Consider the following 18,719-nt stretch of genomic DNA (forward strand, 5'->3'; position numbering starts at 1 on the left):
AGTAGATGCTTGTTATGCTTGTCGCTGCACGATCAGATCGGCCAGATCCCGGAGCAGTTGTGCTTTGTCGCCAAAGGAATCCAGCGCGCTGTGAGCCTCGCGGCAGAGTTGCCGGGCTAATTCCTGGGATGCAGCCAGACCCAGCAGGCTGACATACGTCGGTTTATTGTCTGCGGCGTCTTTACCGGCTGTTTTGCCGAGTGTTGCAGAGTCAGCTGTCGCATCGAGCACGTCATCGACGACTTGGAATGCCAGGCCGATTGCTGCTGCATAGGTATGCAGCGCAGCAGTTTCTTCCGGATTTAATGTTTTGCCGCAGGATGCACCCAGCAGTACCGAAGCCCTCAGCAAAGCGCCGGTTTTTAAGCGGTGCATTTGTTCCAGCTGTTCGCGTGTTAGTGCCAGACCTACACTGGCGAGATCAATGGCCTGACCACCGCACATACCGACCGAGCCCGAGGCATGCGCGAGCAGACGCACGAGTCCGAGTCTGGTTTCTGCACTGGCATTTCCTTCGGAAAGAACCAGAAATGCCTGTGCTTGCAAGGCATCGCCAACCAGCAGGGCGGTTGCTTCGTCATATTTCACATGTACGGTCGGTTTGCCACGGCGCAGCGCATCATCATCCATGCATGGCATATCATCATGTACCAGCGAATACGCGTGAATCATTTCGACTGCAGCAGCAGCACGATCCAATGCTTCCTGCGGCGCATCGAATAATTGCCCCGCCGCATAGACCAGTAATGGACGAACGCGCTTACCACCATCCAGCGCGGCATAACGCATAGCTTCGTGCAAATGACCTGGAACAACGGAGGCTTGCGGGATGAAATCCGCTAGCGCTCGTTCGCATTGATCCTGTTTTTGTTGCATCCAGACACGGAATTGTTGGCTCATGAGAGATCCTCATCCCCATTGTCTGCATGGAAAGATTTCAACATTCCGGCTTCCAATACTTTGACTTGTTGCTCCACTTTATCCAGCTGTGAAGTACAAAATTGAATTAATTCAGCGCCACGCTGATAAGCAATGACAGAGGCTTCCAGTGGCAGATCCCCAGCTTCCATTTTTGCCACCAGTCCGGTTAGTTCATTCATTGCGGCCTCAAAAGAGACTGGCGTGTTGGCGGGATCCGGCTGGTTTGCGCCAGCGTTTTTTTTAGGCATATTGATATTCAATGACTAACAGCGCGTGAAATTACGCAAAAAAGAAATGTAACGTTCTATTTTAGAGCAAACAAGTCAGCTTGGCGGTGATTCTGCTTTTTTAGTCCCGATGTTTACTTACAATTTGAAATAATTGTTTCAGTTGGGAAACCGGTGTGCTTATGCGTAGGGATTTATACTGAACGCAATCTGAAATTGCATTCAAAACATTTCCATGTGGAAAATATGCGTATATAGTGTGCTCAATGGCCTTTTTATTGACTGTATATTGCATCGTAAGTCACTGATCTTGTTGAAATAATCAGATTTCATCCGTGATACGCGCAATTCCTCAACTTCCACTATTGAGTGCCGTAATTATGAGTCTCATTTTCTACATTTGTTGCATCTGATAAGGTTTTCTTTTCAATTATGAGCGGTCTTCATCCATTACACGCAAAAACAGCGACGGGCTCTGCCGCCGCTGAGGATGTGTTGCGTGGATTGATTCCGCTGGCAACGCATCTGGTTGTGTCACAACTGGACGCATTTTCTTCTCGTTTGTCGAATGCTTTCCTGGCGATGTCTGAGCAAAGTATGGATTCGCGCGAAGCAAATCTGAGTTTCAATGCCGGGCAGATACTGAAAAAAAATGCGTATGCGTTTTATCATTTATCGTCTGCCGAGGTAGAAAAAGCATTTCGCCAGGAAGTGGATCTGCTGATTTCACCCAAGCAATCTGGAAGCAGAGTAAGTACGGCAACGGATGCAGATCTGAGTCTGATCAGTTATGAAGAAATGGATAAAAAGCTGGCTCTCAGCAGAGTCAGCCGCGCAATCGAACTCGACAGCGCGGAGCAATATGCCGCGTTGAACATGCGGCTGTCGCATTTGCTCGGTCGCGAGACATTAAGTATTGCCCAGAACCCGTTCCGCCCGGATATTTTGCTGAATGCTCTGTACTCAGCATGGTGTCAGTTTGATCCTGAGGTGGGAACGCACGAGATGGTACTGCCTTTGTTACGTGCAGATATTTTGTTTGATCTTGAGCCGATTTTGTATGAAATCAATTCGGCTTTGGTGAAGAAAGGAATCCTGCCTGATTTACAGGATTCTTATAAAATTCGTCGCAATCAAAACAAGACGACCACCTCGGCGGATGATGAAACTGAAGCTAAAAACGCGGAACAGGAAAGTCATTCACAAGACATAGCGCAAAAGCTGAAGCGTTATTTTTCCGGTGCGCAGAGTCAGCAACAAGCACCACGCAGTAGCGGAAATTACTCTGACCATTCCGGATTTGCATCTAATCCTGCTGAGTCCCGCCTGTTTCAGCATCTGGCGGAATTTCAGCAGAATCTGAAACTCAATCAGATGATGTCCGGCGCAGGCGAGGTCATGCGCTTGTCGCAAATGCGCGAACATGTTGCAGACGTAGCGACGACCGGCGTTGAAAAACATACGCTCGATTTGTTGTCGCAGGTTTTTGATAATGTTTTCCGTAATCAGGCAATTCCTGCACCGGTAAAAGAACTGATTTCCGTTTTGCAGGTACCGGTATTAAAAGCGGCATTAATTGATAAAGAATTTTTCTTTAAAGATCAGCATCCGGCGCGTCGTCTGATTGATCTGTTGTCTCGTTACAGTTTGTCCTTGGATCAGAACAAAGGTGCACAGGACCCTCTGTTCCAGACGATGAAGCGTAATGTCGAGAGAGTGTCGCAAGAGTTTGATCAGGAAATTGCCTTGTTTGACGAGGTCGTTACCGATCTTGAATCTTTCATAGAAAAAGAAGAACAGGCAAATGCGCAAGCATTAGAAGCACCGATCAAGAGTGCGATCCGCAAAGAAAAAATTAAGCAGGCGAGCATACATGCGAATCAGGAAGTGGCGATCCGTGTTGGTTCCGGCGAAGTCGTCGCTTTTGTTGAGACTTTTCTTGAAAGCCGATGGATTAAGGTATTGACGCTGGCTTACAGTGTTAAAGATGAAAAGCCGCACGCAGTGCAAGATGCGATTAAAACGATGGATGACCTGATCTGGAGCGTGAAACCAAAATTCACCTTGCAAGACAGACAGGAATTATTGAATCGCCTGCCAGCGATTCTGGCACGTCTGAATAAATGGCTGAGCCTGATTAAATGGGAAGATGCCGATCGCGTACAGTTTTTTGCTGAGCTTTCTGAGTGTCACGCGTCTATTGTGCGCGCACCGTTAGAGTTGTCGCCAGACAGACAACTGGAACTTGCCGTTGAAGCCGCGCAGCAAGCGACCGAACGTCGCTTGGAAAAACGCGCCGAAGCTGAGAAAAATGCCGCGCATGAAGAACTTGTCACTGACGATGAGTTTGTCGATCTTGTGCATCAGCTGGAACGTGGTATCTGGATAGAATTCACCCAGGAGAATGCGCAGATCGTCAGAGTCAGGCTCGCATGGGTCAGCCCTATGCGCAGCCTGTATATTTTTACCGCGAGTGAAAAAGAAAAAAGTTTTTCCGTCTCCGCAAAAAATCTGGAACAGGCGTTCCGTGAAAAACGTGCGCAGATTTTACAGTTAGATAAAGTCGTTGACCGCGCATTGCAAGAAGCGCTGGCGACGTTGCCCGACTCGCCAGACGAACAGATGGAAACACGTGAGACCGCAGCCTGATTGATTGTTGCTCAGACTGCGGTGTCAGGCCAGTTTCATCGGATATTTTTATTCATACGCCGCCAGGCGATTTTGTTCCTGAATATTGAAATACCGATCCCGCAATTGTTGTAGTGCTGTGTTTTTTTCAGTCGTATTTTTATTGTCATCCCTGCTCAGCAACTGTCTTCTTTGCTCAAGATAGCTTGCGATCCGCGTTTTCCATTTTGCTTCTTCCCGGTCCAGATCAGCTAGTCTGTTGGCTGCCTCAGGGCTGACAGCGGCTGCCCGCATCCGGTAAATGTCATCCTCGCTCGCACCGCTGGAACGTAATTGCTGAGCCTGTTCTTCGAGCCGTATGATCTGATATGGAGCGCTCTTCGCTTCGCGGAGCTCCTGTGACATCGTGGCGTCTAAGGCTTGAAGTTTTTCCTGTTTTTGTTGATCGCTGTAAGCAGGGTTCTGACTGATCTCTAACCGTGCCAGTGCATCCATGTCGTAAGCATCATCAAAACCAAACAGCGCCTGATTGTCTTTGGCGCTAAAAAATTGTAAGCGCAATTTCTGCATGCTTTGCCATCGCTTCTGCATCGCTGCGATCATGTCGTTGCTCATGTTATTTGTGTGACTTGTGGCTGATGCTCCGCTATTTTTCTCCAGATCGAGCAATGCCTGCTTATACCCAAGGTAGCGTGTCAGTAATTCTTTTGCCTGCGCTGCTGCATGCGGCTTAAGTTTCTGATCGAGTACGTTTTCGATTTCGCGTTTAATATCCGGAATGCTTTTTTCGCCGGTGGCAGCTAGGTAATAATCAAACATCAGTCTTAATTCAGCGTTGACGACCAGATTTCCATCGTCTGCTTGTGTTGCTTGTCCATCTACGCTAGTACCTTCCATCGATCTTACGAATGAAAACATGCGGTCTGGTGGTGTCAGTCTGATGGCTTGCTCTTCGCGACTACCTTGTTTCGACATGAGGGAAAAAGAGGCGACGATCAGAGTGAGCGTCGCTGCCAGAAAAGTCAGATTTCTTGTTTTCATAAAATCCCGATCCGGTATATTCAGAAAATCTTCAGCGCTGGTGTTTCTGCTTACAAGCCGCTATTTTTCAAGCGATTTGCATGCTGCCGGTATATCGTTACCGGATTCGTTTCAAAAATATTGACCAGGCCTATGGTCTGATTCACTTCGTCAAGATGATTCATCGCGTAGTCATCGCGAATAACCTTGCCGAGATGGGATGAGCAACTGCTGACCAGCCCGTCGTTTTTGCTGCCGCCAAAGGCCAGCGAGGTCAGAGAGAGGGCCGGATCAACGACATCAAGAACATTAGTGTACGGTTTGGCACCGCTCCACGAGTAATACGCAACGTTGTTGACGTTATATGCACCTTCACCGCAAGCAGTGGTCGGTACGCCTTCCGGATGTTTGCTATTGAATTTTAGCGACCCAGCAGTGCTGAGGGAATTTGCCGCCGCCAGCGCATCTTGCGACAAATTCGGTTGCCCCGATAAGAAGCTGATGACTTTCGCCAGACCGTTAGTCACAGAAACAAGCACGCTGTTCGTCACAGAGCCCGGTGGTGCGATACCCAGAATAATATCTGCCACGGCGGAACCCCGGTTGACGCCACCGACTGATGTGACTGATGCGACCAGATCTGGCCTGACCGATGCCACATAGCGGGTCGTTGGCCCACCGTGGCTGTGACCGATCAGATTCACTTTGCTGGCACCGGTGACTGCAAGAATTTGCTTGACCTGCGTCAGCAATTGTTCACCACGGACTTCTGTACTGTTGGCTGCTGCAACTTGCGTGACATACACCCGCGCACCGTCTGAGCGCAGGGCCGATGGAATACCGTACCAATAGTCAACCGGGCCAATATTGTCAAATCCAAATAAGCCGTGGACTAACACAATAGGATATTTTGTCTCCGTATACCCTGCCGCCCATGTCTGAGCGGGCAGGGCGCAGATGGCAAACAAAATCGCCATCAGCTTTGTTATCAGTGTTTTTTTCATGTTGATTCTTTCGAATAAGTTAATTCAAATGAAACCGGATGGGGGCGTGTTTGCACTGAACTTCTCCGAGTTCTGGTCAAATCAGCCAGAATCAGGCTAAGTTCAGAGAAAGGTGAAGACAAGCTGCTATGCAGCATAAAAGTTGGATTGAGTTAATAGAATTAATAATTTTCATCATATATTTGCACTTGCAGCAAATTTTCTTCAGAGTGAGGCTGGCGGTAAGTGCTGTGTTTGATGCGGCGAAAGATAGAAATTAGACGGTCGCGTCTAAAAAGCATTGATGTTGTTTGTTTGCCGATGCGAGATGTTTGCGTTGGGACGAACGCCGTATCGTTTTAATTATTTGATTTTTCTCAGGAAATCATTGCTTGCAGGGCGAACCTACGACGATTCGGGTATAATCCGCGGTTCTGTCCAAAATTTCCTCTTCAAGTCGTTTGATCGTTTGAACTTTCGCCTGGATTGAAAACCCATGCGAAAACAGGTTTTTGTGGATTCTTTCTCTCTTAGGTTGGTGCAAATTAATTTGGGGGGTGGGGATGTCCGATCTGGCTTCTTTGTCTACACTCGCGCGTTCTGACGCGCAACTTCCGGTGCATGTCTATTTTGATGAAACGCTGTTACAGCGCGAAATCAAAGACTTGTTCCACTCTGGTCCTCGTTATGTCGGTCACGAGTTGATGGTGCCGAATCTCGGTGACTTTGCAACTTTAGCGTCCGAAAACGAAGGACGTATGCTGGTTCGCAGTGCTCAGGGGATCGAGCTGATGTCTAACGTCTGTCGTCATCGTCAGGCGCTGATGTTCAATGGGCGCGGCAATGCAAATAATATCGTTTGTCCGCTGCATCGCTGGACTTATGATCTCAAAGGCGAACTGATAGGGGCGCCGCATTTTTCAGATACACCTTGTATGAATCTGAAGCGCACGCCATTGCAGAACTGGAATGGCTTGCTGTTTGAGCAGAACGGTTACAACGTCATGGAACGCATGGCGCAGCTCAGCGTTACCAAAGATCTCGACTTCACCGGCTACATGCTGGATCACGTCGAGGTGCACGAATGTGATTACAACTGGAAGACGTTCATCGAAGTCTATCTGGAAGATTATCACGTCGAACCATTTCATCCTGGTCTTGGCAGTTTCGTTACCTGTGACGATCTGCGCTGGGAATTTGGCGAAGATTACAGTGTGCAGACTGTTGGCGTGAACAGCGGTTTGCTGAAATCAGGTTCCGAGAAATACAGAATCTGGCAAGAGCAGGTGCTGAAGTACCGCAACGGCGAGCCGCCGAAGTACGGCGCGATCTGGCTGACCTTGTATCCGAATATCATGGTCGAATGGTATCCGCATGTGCTGGTCGTTTCTACCTTGTGGCCGACTGCCACCGGCAAGACCAGAAATGTTGTTGAGTTTTACTATCCGGAAGAAATCGTTTTATTCGAACGCGAATTCATCGAAGCTGAACGTGCCGCCTATATGGAGACATGTATCGAGGATGATGAAATTGGTGTGCGTATGGATGCCGGTCGTAAAATCCTGCTGGATCGCGGTGAAAACGAAGTCGGGCCTTATCAGTCACCAATGGAAGACGGTATGCAGCATTTCCATGAGTGGTACCGGAAAAAAATAGCAATCTGAGATCGTACAGATAGTTGAAGAGGGGAGGCGCGTGCCTCCCCTGTCTTTTGGAGTCAGGTTTTTATGCAGTCTTTGTGGATGTTGCTTGCCAGCTTTTTGTTTTCCATCATGGGTGTTTGCGTCAAACTGGCCTCGACGGATTATTCTACATCTGAAATCGTCGCTTATCGCGGCCTGATCGGGATGCTGATGATGGCCATGCTCGCCAGAATTCAGGGCGTGACCTTGAAAACCCACATGCCGTCTCAGCATCTGGTGCGCGGTGCGGTGGGTGTGCTGGCCTTATGGTTATGGTTTTATTCTATCGGTAAGTTGCCGCTGGCGATGGCCGTTACTCTGAATTACATGTCACCGATATGGATCGCTGCGATGATGCTGATCGGTGCCTGGTGGCATAAGCAGCGCGGTTTGACCTGGCAACCTGTTGTCGCTATTTTGCTGGGGTTTGTCGGCGTGGTTCTGTTGTTACGTCCAAGCATACATGCGGATCAGGTGCTGGGCGGCATTATCGCGCTGGTTTCTGGCATGCTGGCCGCATGGGCGTATATGCAAGTCAGAAAAATGGGATTGATGGGGGAGCCGGAATACCGCGTGGTATTTTATTTTTCCATGACCTGCGCGATTGCCGGCGTGCTCGGTACTTTGATTGCTAAATCCGCACAAGCCTCTGCGCAAGAAATCGTCTGGCATCATCTGGATAGCCGCGGCATACTCTTGTTGCTGGCGATAGGTCTTACCGCCGCGTCAGCGCAGATGGCGATGACCCGTGCTTATCGCTTGGGTAACACGCTTGTGACGGCGAATCTGCAATATGTAGGTATCGTGTTCTCCAGCTTGTGGGACATGTTGTTATGGGATGAGAGTCTGGCATGGTTAAGCTGGGTCGGCATCGCTGTGATTTTATGCAGCGGCCTGATTGCCACTTTTTATAATGCCAGAGCAGACCAGTCACCTATCCGCAGAGATGCGATTTGCTCGGAATAAAGTTACCTGTTTGTCCGCGATGTATTTTTTAGGAGAAGACGATGTACACCACCTTGATCAGTGCTACAGATCTGGCCAGCCAACTCAGCGGTGATGCAGGCCGTAACTGGATCGTGCTGGATTGCCGCCATGATCTGATGAATTCAGATGCCGGGCAGACCGCATATGATGTGGGGCATTTGCCCGGTGCACAATTTGTTCATCTCGATCAGCGTTTATCTGCACCTAAACTCTCCGCCGATGGTGTGTTCCGTGGTCGTCACCCGCTGCCGGAAAAAGAGGTGTTTATTCAGACCTTACGGGATTTGGGTATCAATCAGGATAGTCAGGTAATCGTGTACGACGCGCAGGGCGGAATGTTTGCCGCACGTTTATGGTGGATGTTGCGCTGGGTCGGACACGCCGCCGTGGCGGTGCTGGATGGTGGCTTTCCGCTGTGGACAGCGCAGCAATTGCCGGTGACAACAGAGCTGCCTTCTGCACGTCAGGGCAATATCAGCATTCAGCCTTCTTTAGTCGGGCAAGTGAATGCCGGGCAGGTATTGGCAAATATCGACACCCGGGAATGCACGCTGATTGATGCCCGCGCAGCCGATCGCTATCGCGGTGAAAATGAAACGATAGACTCGGTCGGCGGACATATCCCCGGCGCGCTGAATCGCTTTTTCAAAGACAACTTGCAAGCAGATGGCCGTTTTAAAACAGCCACAGAGTTACAGGCAGAATGGCAGGCGATCCTGCCGAACCCCGCCAAAGCGATTATGCAGTGTGGCTCCGGCGTGACGGCTTGCCATAATCTGCTGGCGCTGGAAGTGGCCGGATTACCGGGCGCTGCCTTGTATCCTGGCTCCTGGAGCGAATGGTGTGCCGATGCTGCACGTCCGGTTGCTCGCTGATGTTTGCGCTGCTTCATTGAAGGAATAAAAAAAGGAGCTGATCAAGCTCCTTTTTTTATCATGGTCGCGTTTAGTGATGGCGCGTGACAAACAGCACCAGCAAGATTCCCAGCGTCACCAGTATCACCTGCACTATTGTTTCTCTCATCGTTGCGCGGCGCTGCATTTGCGGCATCAGATCGCTGACCGCAATATAAATAAAGCCCGACGATGCCATCACTAATACATACGGAATCAGGTTGTTCGCACGTTCGAGTGTGAAGTAACCGATCACGCCGCCCAGCACGCCCATCATGCTGCAGGCGAGGTTGTACATATACGCGCGCATACGGCTGAATCCGGCATTCAGCAGAATAATGAAGTCGCCGATTTCCTGCGGAATTTCATGCGCAATAATGGCAAATGCGGTGACAAAGCCTAATTCCGGATTGGCCAGAAATGCCGCTGCGATCAGAATGCCATCGGTAAAATTATGCATCCCATCGCCGACCAGTATCATCCAGCCCGCTTTGCCTGCTTCGTGCGCATCATGTCCGTGTTCATGATGATGACCATCGCCCTCGTGATGATGCGAGTGGCGTAAAACAGCAAATTTTTCCAGCAAAAAAAATCCCAGTAAGCCCGCCAGCAAACAGGCGAATAAAGAACGCGTATCGGCTTTTGAGTCAAATGCTTCCGGTAATGCGTGCAGCAGGGAAGTCGACAACATAATGCCGACCGACAGGCTGACCATGCGCTCGACCATTTTGGTCAGCAACGAAAACGAGAAAATAGCCGCAGCAGAAATACTTAATACCCCGGCAGCCGCAGTGGTAAATAAGATGGATAACAGCGTGGAGTGAATTTTGAACCTCAGGGATAATTTGCAACCAAGTTGCAAATTAAAGCACAGGCTGGCGATTTATGCAAATGTACGCCTGCTTTTGCGGATTGCATCGATGCCAATGAGCATGGTTGCAACCCGCATTTTTGCCGAAGGAATCAGGCGACGCCGTTCGCTTTCATCCATGCGACGCAACGGTTCCAGCCGTCTTTCGCATCGGCTTCCACGTAGCTGGCTCGATAATCTGCATGGAAAGCGTGGCCGGAATTTTCATAGATATTAAATGCAGAGTGACTATGACCTTGCGCCAGCGCCGCCTCCATTTTCTTGACTGATTCCACGCTGATGCCCGTGTCTTTCGCCCCGTACAAACCGAGTACCGGCGTTTTCAGACTGGCTGCGATATCCATAGGATGCTTAGGCGTGAGTGCGCTGGCCTCACCGCTCAGGCGGCCATACCAGGCCACACCGGCTTTGATAGCAGGGTTATGCGCGGCATACATCCAGGTGATACGACCACCCCAGCAGAAGCCGGTGATACCCAGACGTTGCAGATCGCCGCCATTCTTGCCCGCCCAGGCAACAACCGCATCCAGATCACTCATGACTTGCGCATCCGGTACTTTGGAAATGACTTCCTTCATTAGTTCCGCAATCGACGCATATTTGCTGGCGTCACCCTGACGGATAAAGAGTTCCGGCGCCAGCGCCAGATAACCCAGTTTTGCAAAGCGCCGCGCCACATCCGCGATATGCTCATGCACGCCGAATATTTCCGAGATCACCAGTATCACCGGCAGATTAGTTTTACCTTCCGGCTGCGCGTAGTAGAGCGGTACTTTCTGCCCTTGTATGTCGAGCGAAACCAAACCTGCGCTCAAGCCTTTGGTATCGGTTTTAATCACGCTTTGCGCAAACACCGGCAGTGCTGCTGCCGCAAAGCCGACGCCGACTGCTGTCTGAATAAAATTTCTGCGATTGATGCCTTCATCAACATCCGTATGCCCGATCAGGCTGCGGCAGTCTTGTTCAAGTTGCATGGTGATCTCCGTTGGTTTTTGGTGGAAGCTGCAAACGGGTGAGCAGCTGCGCAAAAGATATTAACCTGAAAAGAAAAATTATTCTGAAGCCGCCGCGGTTACTGCAAGCACATCAATGAGTGCAGGCATATTTGGCGTTTAGGCACTTCAGAAGCACGCTATGACATCAGCGCGGCGTCGCATGATTGCTTATTGCGGCTTTGCCGTGTGCAAAGTGGCGGCTTTAACAAGGCAGCTTTAATACGGCAGCTTTAACAAGACATCTTTAACTAAAGCGCAATTCTGTTTTAAGGAACGTATCGAATTATTCAACAATAGTTGAAAATCATTTCATGTGTGCAGTGCGGAAACTGCGCAGTTTCCTGTCGTACTATCGCCGCTATAGCGGCAATTGTCCGCAAGCGCTTTTAAAACAATGGAGATAGAAATGGTCTGGAGTCAGGTTTATGACCCGCTAGGCAATATATGGTTGTCCGCCCTCATGGCGGCGATACCTGTGGTTGTGATGCTGGGATGTATTGCATTTGGTCATATGAAGGCGCATTACGCTGCGGGTCTTGGTTTAGCGAGCGCGCTGGCAGTGTCGATTTTTGGTTTCGGTATGCCCGCCGGACTGGCATGGAATGCCGCCGGTTTTGGTGCGGCATTCGGCCTGCTGCCGATTGGCTGGATCGTGTTGAATATTATTTTCCTGCACCAGCTGACCATAGAAAACGGTTCATTTTCTGTATTGCAGGATAGCCTGACCGGTATTACCGATGATCGCCGCATACAGTTATTGCTGATCGCCTTCTGTTTCGGCGCTTTCTTTGAAGGCGCGGCAGGTTTTGGTACGCCAGTTGCTGTGACAGCCGCGATCATGATCGGCCTGGGATTTTCCCCGTTGGCAGCATCGGGTCTGTGCCTGATCGCGAATACTGCGCCAGTGGCATACGGTGCGCTTGGCACGCCGGTGATTGCGCTGGCGGCGGTGACTGGTATCGATCTGATGCAGTTGTCCGGCATGATCGGTCGCCAATTACCCTTATTTTCTTTGCTGGTGCCGTTCTGGCTGATCTGGGCATTTGCCGGTTTCCGCGGCATGCTGCAAATCTGGCCTGCGATTCTGGTCGCCGGTCTGAGCTTCGCGATTCCGCAATATCTGGTGTCGAACTTCCACGGCCCGTGGCTGGTGGACGTGGTCGCGGCGATTGTCTCTATGGTCAGCCTGATCCTGTTCCTGAAAGTCTGGAAACCGAAAAAAATCTGGACCTCGACCTCGCTCAAAGGTCATGAAACGGACTCCGGCGAACCTGATCTGGAAAGTGAAAAACCGCATGGTCATGAAGCCGATGTGGCGGCAGCGATTTTCAACAAACACGATACCCGCGCGCTGGTGCTGGCATGGATGCCGTGGGTGATCTTAACCACGCTGGTGTTTGTCTGGGGCGTTCCGGAATTCAAAAAATGGGTCGATGGTATTTCTGTATTCAAGATTCCATTTACCGGTTTGCACAACATGGTCGAGAAGGTTGCACCGGTCGTCGCCAAGCCGCATAAAGAAGCAGCGGTATATACGCTGAACTGGCTGTCGGCTACGGGTTCCGGGATTTTCCTCGCGTCCGTGATCAGTGGTTTGCTGATGAAATACAAGTTGATTGATCTGGTCAAAATTTATTTCCGCACGATCTGGCTGGTACGTTATTCGCTGCTGACCATTGTGCTGATGCTGGCGCTCGGTTATCTGACACGCTACTCCGGCACCGATGCCACGCTGGGTCTGGTGTTCGCACATACCGGTGCTTTCTATCCTATCTTCGGCACCTTGCTCGGTTGGCTGGGTGTAGCGCTGACAGGTTCGGACACTGCTGCCAATGTGTTGTTTGGTGGTCTGCAAAAAACCACCGCAGAGCAACTCGGTTTAAGCCCTGTGCTGATGGCGGCGGCCAATAGTTCTGGTGGCGTAATGGGCAAGATGGTGGATGCGCAGAGTATCGTCGTCGCCAGTACGGCTACCCGCTGGTATGGGCATGAAGGCACGATTCTGCGCTTCGTGTTTTTCCACAGTCTTGCGCTGGCGGTGCTGGTTGGCTTCTTCGTGTTCATGCAAGCCTATGTTGCGCCATTCACCTCACTAGTACATTAATAGGACTCACGCAAAACCGCCCCAGCGGCGTTATGGCTCCTAGCCGTACTATTCGTACTGTCTTCGTCGCCATGCCTTGCCGGGGCAACTTTGCGTAACTCCTGAGACGCAACAAAAAACACAGGGGCGATTGCCCCCTGTTGTATGAAAAAAATCCCTGCCACAGCGCGCTGTGAGCAGGGATTTTTTTTCAGTGCGTCGCTGTTTTTTGTGGATGGCAATACGGAGCCAGATCGATGCTGTCGGCCGTCTGTGGCAGGCTGACTTCACCAGTTGGCAGCAGGCGCGCAAAGCTGCGCATGACTTCTTCTTCACCATGCACCAGAAACGTATGCTTGGCATGCGTATGCTGATGCCAGGCGAGTAATTCATCACGGTCGGCATGCGCTGAAAAACCGTTGATGGTATGAATGCCAGCCCTGACGGCGATCTCTTCTCCAAGCACACGCACTGTACGCGCGCCGTCGATAATCTCCCGTGCCAGCGTTCCTTTCGCGGCAAAACCGACGAACACGATGCTGGCGTTTTGCCGCCATAAATGATGCTTCAGATGATGCTGGATACGGCCGCCGGTACACATGCCTGCGCCCGCCATAATCACCGCGCCGCCGGAAAAACGATTGATCGCCATGCTGTCCGCCACATCCCGCGTGAAATGCAGGCCGGGCAAATCAAACGGATCATGCGCATTGCTGAACATCGCTGCCGTTTCGGCGTCATAACAACCGGTGTGCTGGCGGAAAATATCTGTCGCCGAGATCGCCATCGGCGAATCCAGAAACACCTGCATCGAACGCGGCAAACGATGCTGCTGCACACCTTCGCGCAGGTAATACAGCAACTCTTGCGCACGTTCCAGCGCAAAGGTCGGAATCACGACATTGCCACCGTGGCGGAAGGTGTCGGTAATGACCTGATACAGTTCCTCGATCGACAGATCCAGCGGCTTATGCAGACGATCGCCATACGTGGTTTCCATCACCACCACATCGGCTTTCGGCGGCGTTGTCGGGTTGCGCAGCAGCTTTCTGCCATTGCTGCCGATATCGCCGGAAAAAACGAGGCGGCATTTTTTGCCGTCTTCCGTCAGATTCAGCACGACGGAGGAAGAGCCCAGAATATGGCCTGCATCGATAAACGTGGCGGTGATGCCGGGCGCGATTAACAGTTCCTGATCGTAATGCACCGTCTGGTTAAAGTGATCCAGCATATGCAACACATCATGCGTGTTGTACAGCGCTTCGGTGCGTTTGTCTTCACCGCGCCGCGCACTTTTCTTGTTCTGATATTCGGCTTCCGATTCCTGCAGATGCGCCGAATCGAGCAGCACGATACGCGCCAGATCGCGGGTCGCTGCAGTGGCGATGATATTGCCACGGAAGCCGCGCCGCACCAGCAAAGGCAGGCGCCCGCAATGATCCAGATGCGCATGCGTCAGCAATACATAATCGATCGACGCCGCATCGAAGCCAAAGGCCTCGGCATTTTCTTCATTCAGATTACGGCTGCCCTGATACATGCCGCAGTCAATCAGTATGCGCACACCATCGCATTCCAGCAAATGGCAGGAACCGGTCACACCAAGATCGGCACCATGAAATGAAAGTTTCAATTGAATTTCCTCACTGAATAATCAGGGCATTATGCTTACCGCTGCGCCGCCCGAGGCATCAAGTATAGCCAGAGTGATGCCATACAGATAGCATTCGCCGTACCATCATCGGCGAATGGCGCAATGAATGCACGCATGCTGAGACAGCGCAAACTTCATGCGTCGCCTGATCCGCTTTCGCGTTGAGGATGGTTGCGGCTTTTGGGCGCTGCATACTCAGAAAACAGGATACTCCCCCCATATTTCATGAAAAACGCCATTATCTCAGCAAGAATAAAGGGGCTTAAAACATACTGGGGGGAGTATATATTGGGCTGTTTGAGGGATTTATGACGCTGGATGCAGTGATGAGGCGAACAGCGAGAAACTTTGGTGTTGCTGGCTTGCCCGTAAATGGAAAATATCAGGCTTTGGGATGGTCGGAATAGTGTGGCTAATTTTACATTGGTATGTTAATTTTGATTTCTTTCACTAAAACCAAGTTAGACATTTAGTATATGAGCAATGAGAAAGATTCTCTGAAATTAATTGGCGTAGCGGCATCTCTTGCGACATTGTCTGTTCCATTTCTCTACATTTTTGGCTATGCATATGATCAAGGCTATCTACATGGTTACGGCATAAGCAACGAATTTTTCGCAAGGTCAATTCAGGAATATCTTGTCTTGTCGTTTTACGCTTTGTTGTGGATAGCTATTAGCGTCATCGATTTTGCAACCAAAAACCAAGGCCTATTTTGGGGAATTGGGACATGTGTTTTCATTACAGGTGTAGCAATTAGATTTGTAACACTGCACCACTTTGATAAGCGACTGAAGGATTTTGCGACAGCATGTAAGCAGCGCCGTATATTCGACTACATTTTCCTTCCTTTAATTACTGCTTTGATCACCACATCCGCACCATTTTTCTTAATTGTACTTATTGCTGCGGTCTTGTTGATACCAACCATGGCTTATTTTAAAGGGGAAAACGTTGCGAGAGAGCAAATTCTAAAAGCAAAGGTTTGTTCCTCCGATTCAATTCTCAGTGGCGATTGTGTATATCTCGTGGAGAATAAAAAGCCCATAGCTTATGGAATATTTGTAGCGCGTAGTTCAACGCATCTTGCGCTCTTCAATAATGGGAAAACATCAATATTTCCATTGAAGGAACAGATCGTCGAAGTTGTACCGAAAAATTTAGTGCCTAAACCTACGCCTGAGAGGATACAACGCGAGAAATCCGCTTCCCCTTTACCTTAAATTTTGATTTAATAAAAAATCCCCGACAAATCAGACGATCTGTCGGGGATTTTTTATTGGGTAAAAACTTATTCCGGTTGCAGATAAAACGCGTCCGGTAATTGTGCGCCGGCGGTGGTGGTTTTGATGTCGCCTTTGGTGTTGGTCAGCACGACTTCGAGTTCCGGGCCGCCGAGTTCGATGATGACCTGACGGCAGGCGCCGCAAGGGGCGATCGGGCCATCGGTGTCGCCGGTGACGGCGATTTGTTGAAAATCACCGGGGCGATAACCCGCGGCGACGGCGCTGAATAAGGCGGTGCGCTCGGCGCAGTTGCACAGGCCGTACGACGCATTTTCCACATTGCAGCCGTGGAAAACTTTGCCATCTTTGGTCAGCACTGCCGCGCCGACTTTGAATTTGGAATACGGTGCATACGCGCGTTCGCGCGCCAGTTTGGCTTCAACGATTAGTTCTTCTGTATTCATGTCTTTCTCCATTTAAAAAGGCACGCCGGTCAGCATGCCTCTTCGTTATTCATGTTCATCCCTTATATCTGCTGCGCTTATTTGCTGCCTTTCAGCGCATTGTTGCCCTGAAAGGCGCAGCGGTATTGGGAGATTATTTTTTGACGCCCAGTTCGCGCAAACGTTCCTGCAGATAGCTGCCGGATGTATGACGTTCAGACAGCACGACATCCGGACGCGGATGCAGGAACAGTGGCAATGAAATACGGGATTTCTTCGCTTCTTCGCCAGTCGGATTCAGCACGCGGTGAATGGTCGAAGGGTAATATCCTTGCGAGGCTTCATCGAGCATGTCACCGATATTAACGATCAGCATGCCAAAGTCGCACGGCACATCGTGCCACGCATTGTCTTTGCCCAATACCTGCAAACCGGCCTGGGTGGCGGCTGGCAGCACGGTCAGCAGATTGATGTCGCCATGCGCTGCTGCCCGCACTGCATCCGGCTCTTCATCGCCGGTCAGCGGTGGATAGTGCAACACGCGCAGCAGGGTCAGATCGCTGTCAGTGATCATGTCAGACAAGGGCATCGAATATTTGGCCTTGATGTCTGCCGGTGTGTGATCTTCTACCCATTGCAGCAATTCAGTGGCGAGTTTGTTGCCGTGTTCGTAGTATTCCAGCGCCGCCTTGGAGACTTCGGACGGATATTGTCCCCATGGGTAAACGTGGTAAAACTCTTTCAGATCGCGCTTGGCATAACCTTTGGCGGTTTCGGAAATTTTCGGCGAAAAATAGCCGTCCATTTTTTCCGTAAACGCGTATTTGTTTTTCGCATCGGTCTGGAAAAACTCGTACCATTCCTGATAAATGGTGTTGAGCAGATTTTGCGATAAAGGATGATTGGTCAGTACGCCAAAGCCGGTGTTGTGCAGGCTTTCGGTGAATTTTCTTGCCGCATCCGGATCACGGTAATCAACTGGTTGTATCAGCATGACGGTTCCCCTTATTTTGCCAGTGCTGGTTTCAGCCAATCGCCGGACAAGGTCTGGTCGATCAGCTTAGCGCAGGCTTCGGCATCCACTTTCATGCAGACGCGGGTTTCTGGTTTGCTGGCTTCCCAGCCTGCTTGCGGGTAAGGAATCGCCAGTTTCGCCATCATGGTCTGACCATTGCCTATGCCTTCTTTGGCAACGCGCACACGACCGTTTTGTGTTTCAAAGATTTCCGGTGCGACCAGCCAGACAAATGCCAGCACATCGTGACCGTAGCAAGCGTGGCCGAGGTCAGGACGTATGCTTTGGTAGAAATTCGCGTAGAAATTCACTGCGTGCGACAGAGTATCCATCGCTACGTGTTTGTGTTGTCCAGCCAGACGCGCAAAGAAGCTCGATGGCAAGACCACGCGGTGGGTCACATCCAGACCAACCATGGTCAGATCCCAGCCTGCAGTAAAGACCAGATCGGCGGCATCCGGATCATTCCAGACATTCGCTTCTGCGACTGGTGAGACATTGCCCGGCTCATCAACCGCACCAGCCATCAGCACGACTTTTTTCAGCAGCTTAGGCAGTTGTGGTTCCATTTTCAGTGCCAGACCCAGATTGCCCAGCGGGCCAACTGCAACCAGTGTGATTTCACCCGGATGCTGACGCGCCATCTTGACGATGAATTCCGCCGCGCTTTCTACTTCAGCCTGACCGCCAACTTCGATACGGGAAGGCAGATTGCCGAGGCCGTCTGCGCCGTGGATGAAGTCGGGCGGCGTACCTGCTGCTTTCGCGAATGGCACATTGACGCCTTGCGCCACTGGGATAGCACGGCCCGCGATACGGGTCAGGTACAGCGCATTGATGGTCGCTTGTTCGACATAGACATTGCCGAAGGTAGTGGTGATACCGACTACATCGATATCAGGATGGGCCAGCGCGAAATACAAGGCCATTGCGTCATCAACGCCAGGGTCCGTATCGAAAATGACTTTATGTTTTGCTTGCATGAAAATACTCCAAGAAATAACTTCAACTGGCCATTGAACAGAACCCAGTTTGAAGCAATTTGTTGTGTTTGACCTGGTTCAAGGAGGCCGTTATTAACGTTGTCGATT

Annotated in this window: 16 protein-coding genes; 6 read left to right on the forward strand and 10 right to left on the reverse strand. The window is 50.6% G+C overall.

The annotated features are described in order from the left end of the window. Positions 1-12 precede the first annotated feature (12 nt). Positions 13-900, reverse strand: coding sequence for a polyprenyl synthetase family protein (locus tag KDM87_RS03385; RefSeq protein WP_212677734.1), 888 nt, complete (start codon positions 898-900; stop codon positions 13-15). Further along, positions 897-1,169, reverse strand: coding sequence for an exodeoxyribonuclease VII small subunit (locus KDM87_RS03390; protein ID WP_212677735.1), 273 nt, complete (start codon positions 1,167-1,169; stop codon positions 897-899). Before KDM87_RS03390 ends, KDM87_RS03385 begins: the two co-directional genes overlap by 4 nt. A 411-nt stretch (positions 1,170-1,580) precedes the next feature. On the opposite strand from KDM87_RS03390, the gene KDM87_RS03395 reads away from it, so the two are divergent. Further along, positions 1,581-3,797, forward strand: a complete 2,217-nt coding sequence (locus tag KDM87_RS03395) for a DUF1631 family protein (RefSeq protein ID WP_212677736.1) — start codon at positions 1,581-1,583, stop codon at positions 3,795-3,797. Between the two features lie 48 nt (positions 3,798-3,845). Here the strand turns inward: KDM87_RS03395 and KDM87_RS03400 are convergent, their stop codons facing one another. Together KDM87_RS03400 and KDM87_RS03405 are read right to left on the reverse strand one after the other, a co-directional pair. After that, a complete protein-coding gene (locus tag KDM87_RS03400) occupies positions 3,846-4,817 on the reverse strand; it encodes a lipase secretion chaperone (RefSeq protein ID WP_212677737.1) in 972 nt (323 codons plus the stop codon). A gap of 50 nt (positions 4,818-4,867) precedes the next feature. Beyond that, positions 4,868-5,800 carry a lipase family alpha/beta hydrolase gene (locus tag KDM87_RS03405; RefSeq protein ID WP_212677738.1) on the reverse strand — a complete coding sequence of 311 codons (933 nt, stop codon included), beginning with the start codon at positions 5,798-5,800 and terminating at the stop codon, positions 4,868-4,870. A 542-nt stretch (positions 5,801-6,342) separates the two neighbouring features. Here KDM87_RS03405 and KDM87_RS03410 point away from each other — a divergent pair. From KDM87_RS03410 to KDM87_RS03420, 3 genes are all read left to right on the forward strand, one after another. Continuing rightward, positions 6,343-7,443 (forward strand): aromatic ring-hydroxylating oxygenase subunit alpha, encoded by a 1,101-nt coding sequence (locus KDM87_RS03410; protein ID WP_212677739.1) that lies wholly within the window; start codon positions 6,343-6,345, stop codon positions 7,441-7,443. 63 nt (positions 7,444-7,506) lie between these two features. Continuing rightward, positions 7,507-8,427 (forward strand): DMT family transporter, encoded by a 921-nt coding sequence (locus KDM87_RS03415; protein WP_212677740.1) that lies wholly within the window; start codon positions 7,507-7,509, stop codon positions 8,425-8,427. A gap of 41 nt (positions 8,428-8,468) precedes the next feature. Beyond that, entirely contained in the window at positions 8,469-9,323 is an 855-nt protein-coding gene (locus tag KDM87_RS03420) for a sulfurtransferase (protein ID WP_212677741.1), read from the forward strand. Positions 9,324-9,393: 70 nt separating this feature from the next. On the opposite strand, the gene KDM87_RS03425 is transcribed toward KDM87_RS03420, so the two are convergent. Next, a complete protein-coding gene (locus tag KDM87_RS03425; RefSeq protein WP_408058682.1) occupies positions 9,394-10,095 on the reverse strand; it encodes a ZIP family metal transporter in 702 nt (233 codons plus the stop codon). Between the two features lie 209 nt (positions 10,096-10,304). Beyond that, positions 10,305-11,186: a dienelactone hydrolase family protein gene (locus KDM87_RS03430; RefSeq protein ID WP_212677742.1), complete on the reverse strand. Its 882-nt coding sequence runs from the start codon at positions 11,184-11,186 to the stop codon at positions 10,305-10,307. A 427-nt stretch (positions 11,187-11,613) separates the two neighbouring features. On the opposite strand from KDM87_RS03430, the gene KDM87_RS03435 reads away from it, so the two are divergent. Further along, positions 11,614-13,311: an L-lactate permease gene (locus KDM87_RS03435; RefSeq protein ID WP_212677743.1), complete on the forward strand. Its 1,698-nt coding sequence runs from the start codon at positions 11,614-11,616 to the stop codon at positions 13,309-13,311. A 190-nt stretch (positions 13,312-13,501) separates the two neighbouring features. Here the strand turns inward: KDM87_RS03435 and KDM87_RS03440 are convergent, their stop codons facing one another. Next, positions 13,502-14,923 (reverse strand): MBL fold metallo-hydrolase RNA specificity domain-containing protein, encoded by a 1,422-nt coding sequence (locus KDM87_RS03440; protein WP_212677744.1) that lies wholly within the window; start codon positions 14,921-14,923, stop codon positions 13,502-13,504. A 497-nt stretch (positions 14,924-15,420) separates the two neighbouring features. Here KDM87_RS03440 and KDM87_RS03445 point away from each other — a divergent pair, with 497 nt between their 5' ends. Further along, on the forward strand, positions 15,421-16,167 hold the full coding sequence (locus tag KDM87_RS03445; protein ID WP_212677745.1) for a hypothetical protein: 747 nt from the start codon (positions 15,421-15,423) through the stop codon (positions 16,165-16,167). Positions 16,168-16,235: 68 nt separating this feature from the next. Here KDM87_RS03445 and KDM87_RS03450 read toward each other — a convergent pair whose 3' ends face one another. The 3 genes from KDM87_RS03450 to KDM87_RS03460 all read right to left on the reverse strand — a co-directional run bounded on the left by KDM87_RS03450 (position 16,236) and on the right by KDM87_RS03460 (position 18,611). Then, complete coding sequence (locus KDM87_RS03450; protein WP_212677746.1) at positions 16,236-16,634, reverse strand: cytidine deaminase; 399 nt, start codon at positions 16,632-16,634, stop codon at positions 16,236-16,238. Between the two features lie 133 nt (positions 16,635-16,767). Beyond that, positions 16,768-17,607 (reverse strand): isopenicillin N synthase family dioxygenase, encoded by an 840-nt coding sequence (locus tag KDM87_RS03455; protein WP_186884804.1) that lies wholly within the window; start codon positions 17,605-17,607, stop codon positions 16,768-16,770. Between the two features lie 11 nt (positions 17,608-17,618). Beyond that, positions 17,619-18,611 (reverse strand): nucleoside hydrolase, encoded by a 993-nt coding sequence (locus tag KDM87_RS03460; protein WP_212677747.1) that lies wholly within the window; start codon positions 18,609-18,611, stop codon positions 17,619-17,621. Between the last annotated feature and the right edge of the window lie 108 nt (positions 18,612-18,719).

This window comes from Cognatundibacterium rivi (assembly GCF_018139565.1).
GTDB classification, from domain to species: Bacteria; Pseudomonadota; Gammaproteobacteria; order Burkholderiales; family Burkholderiaceae_D; genus Undibacterium; species Undibacterium rivi.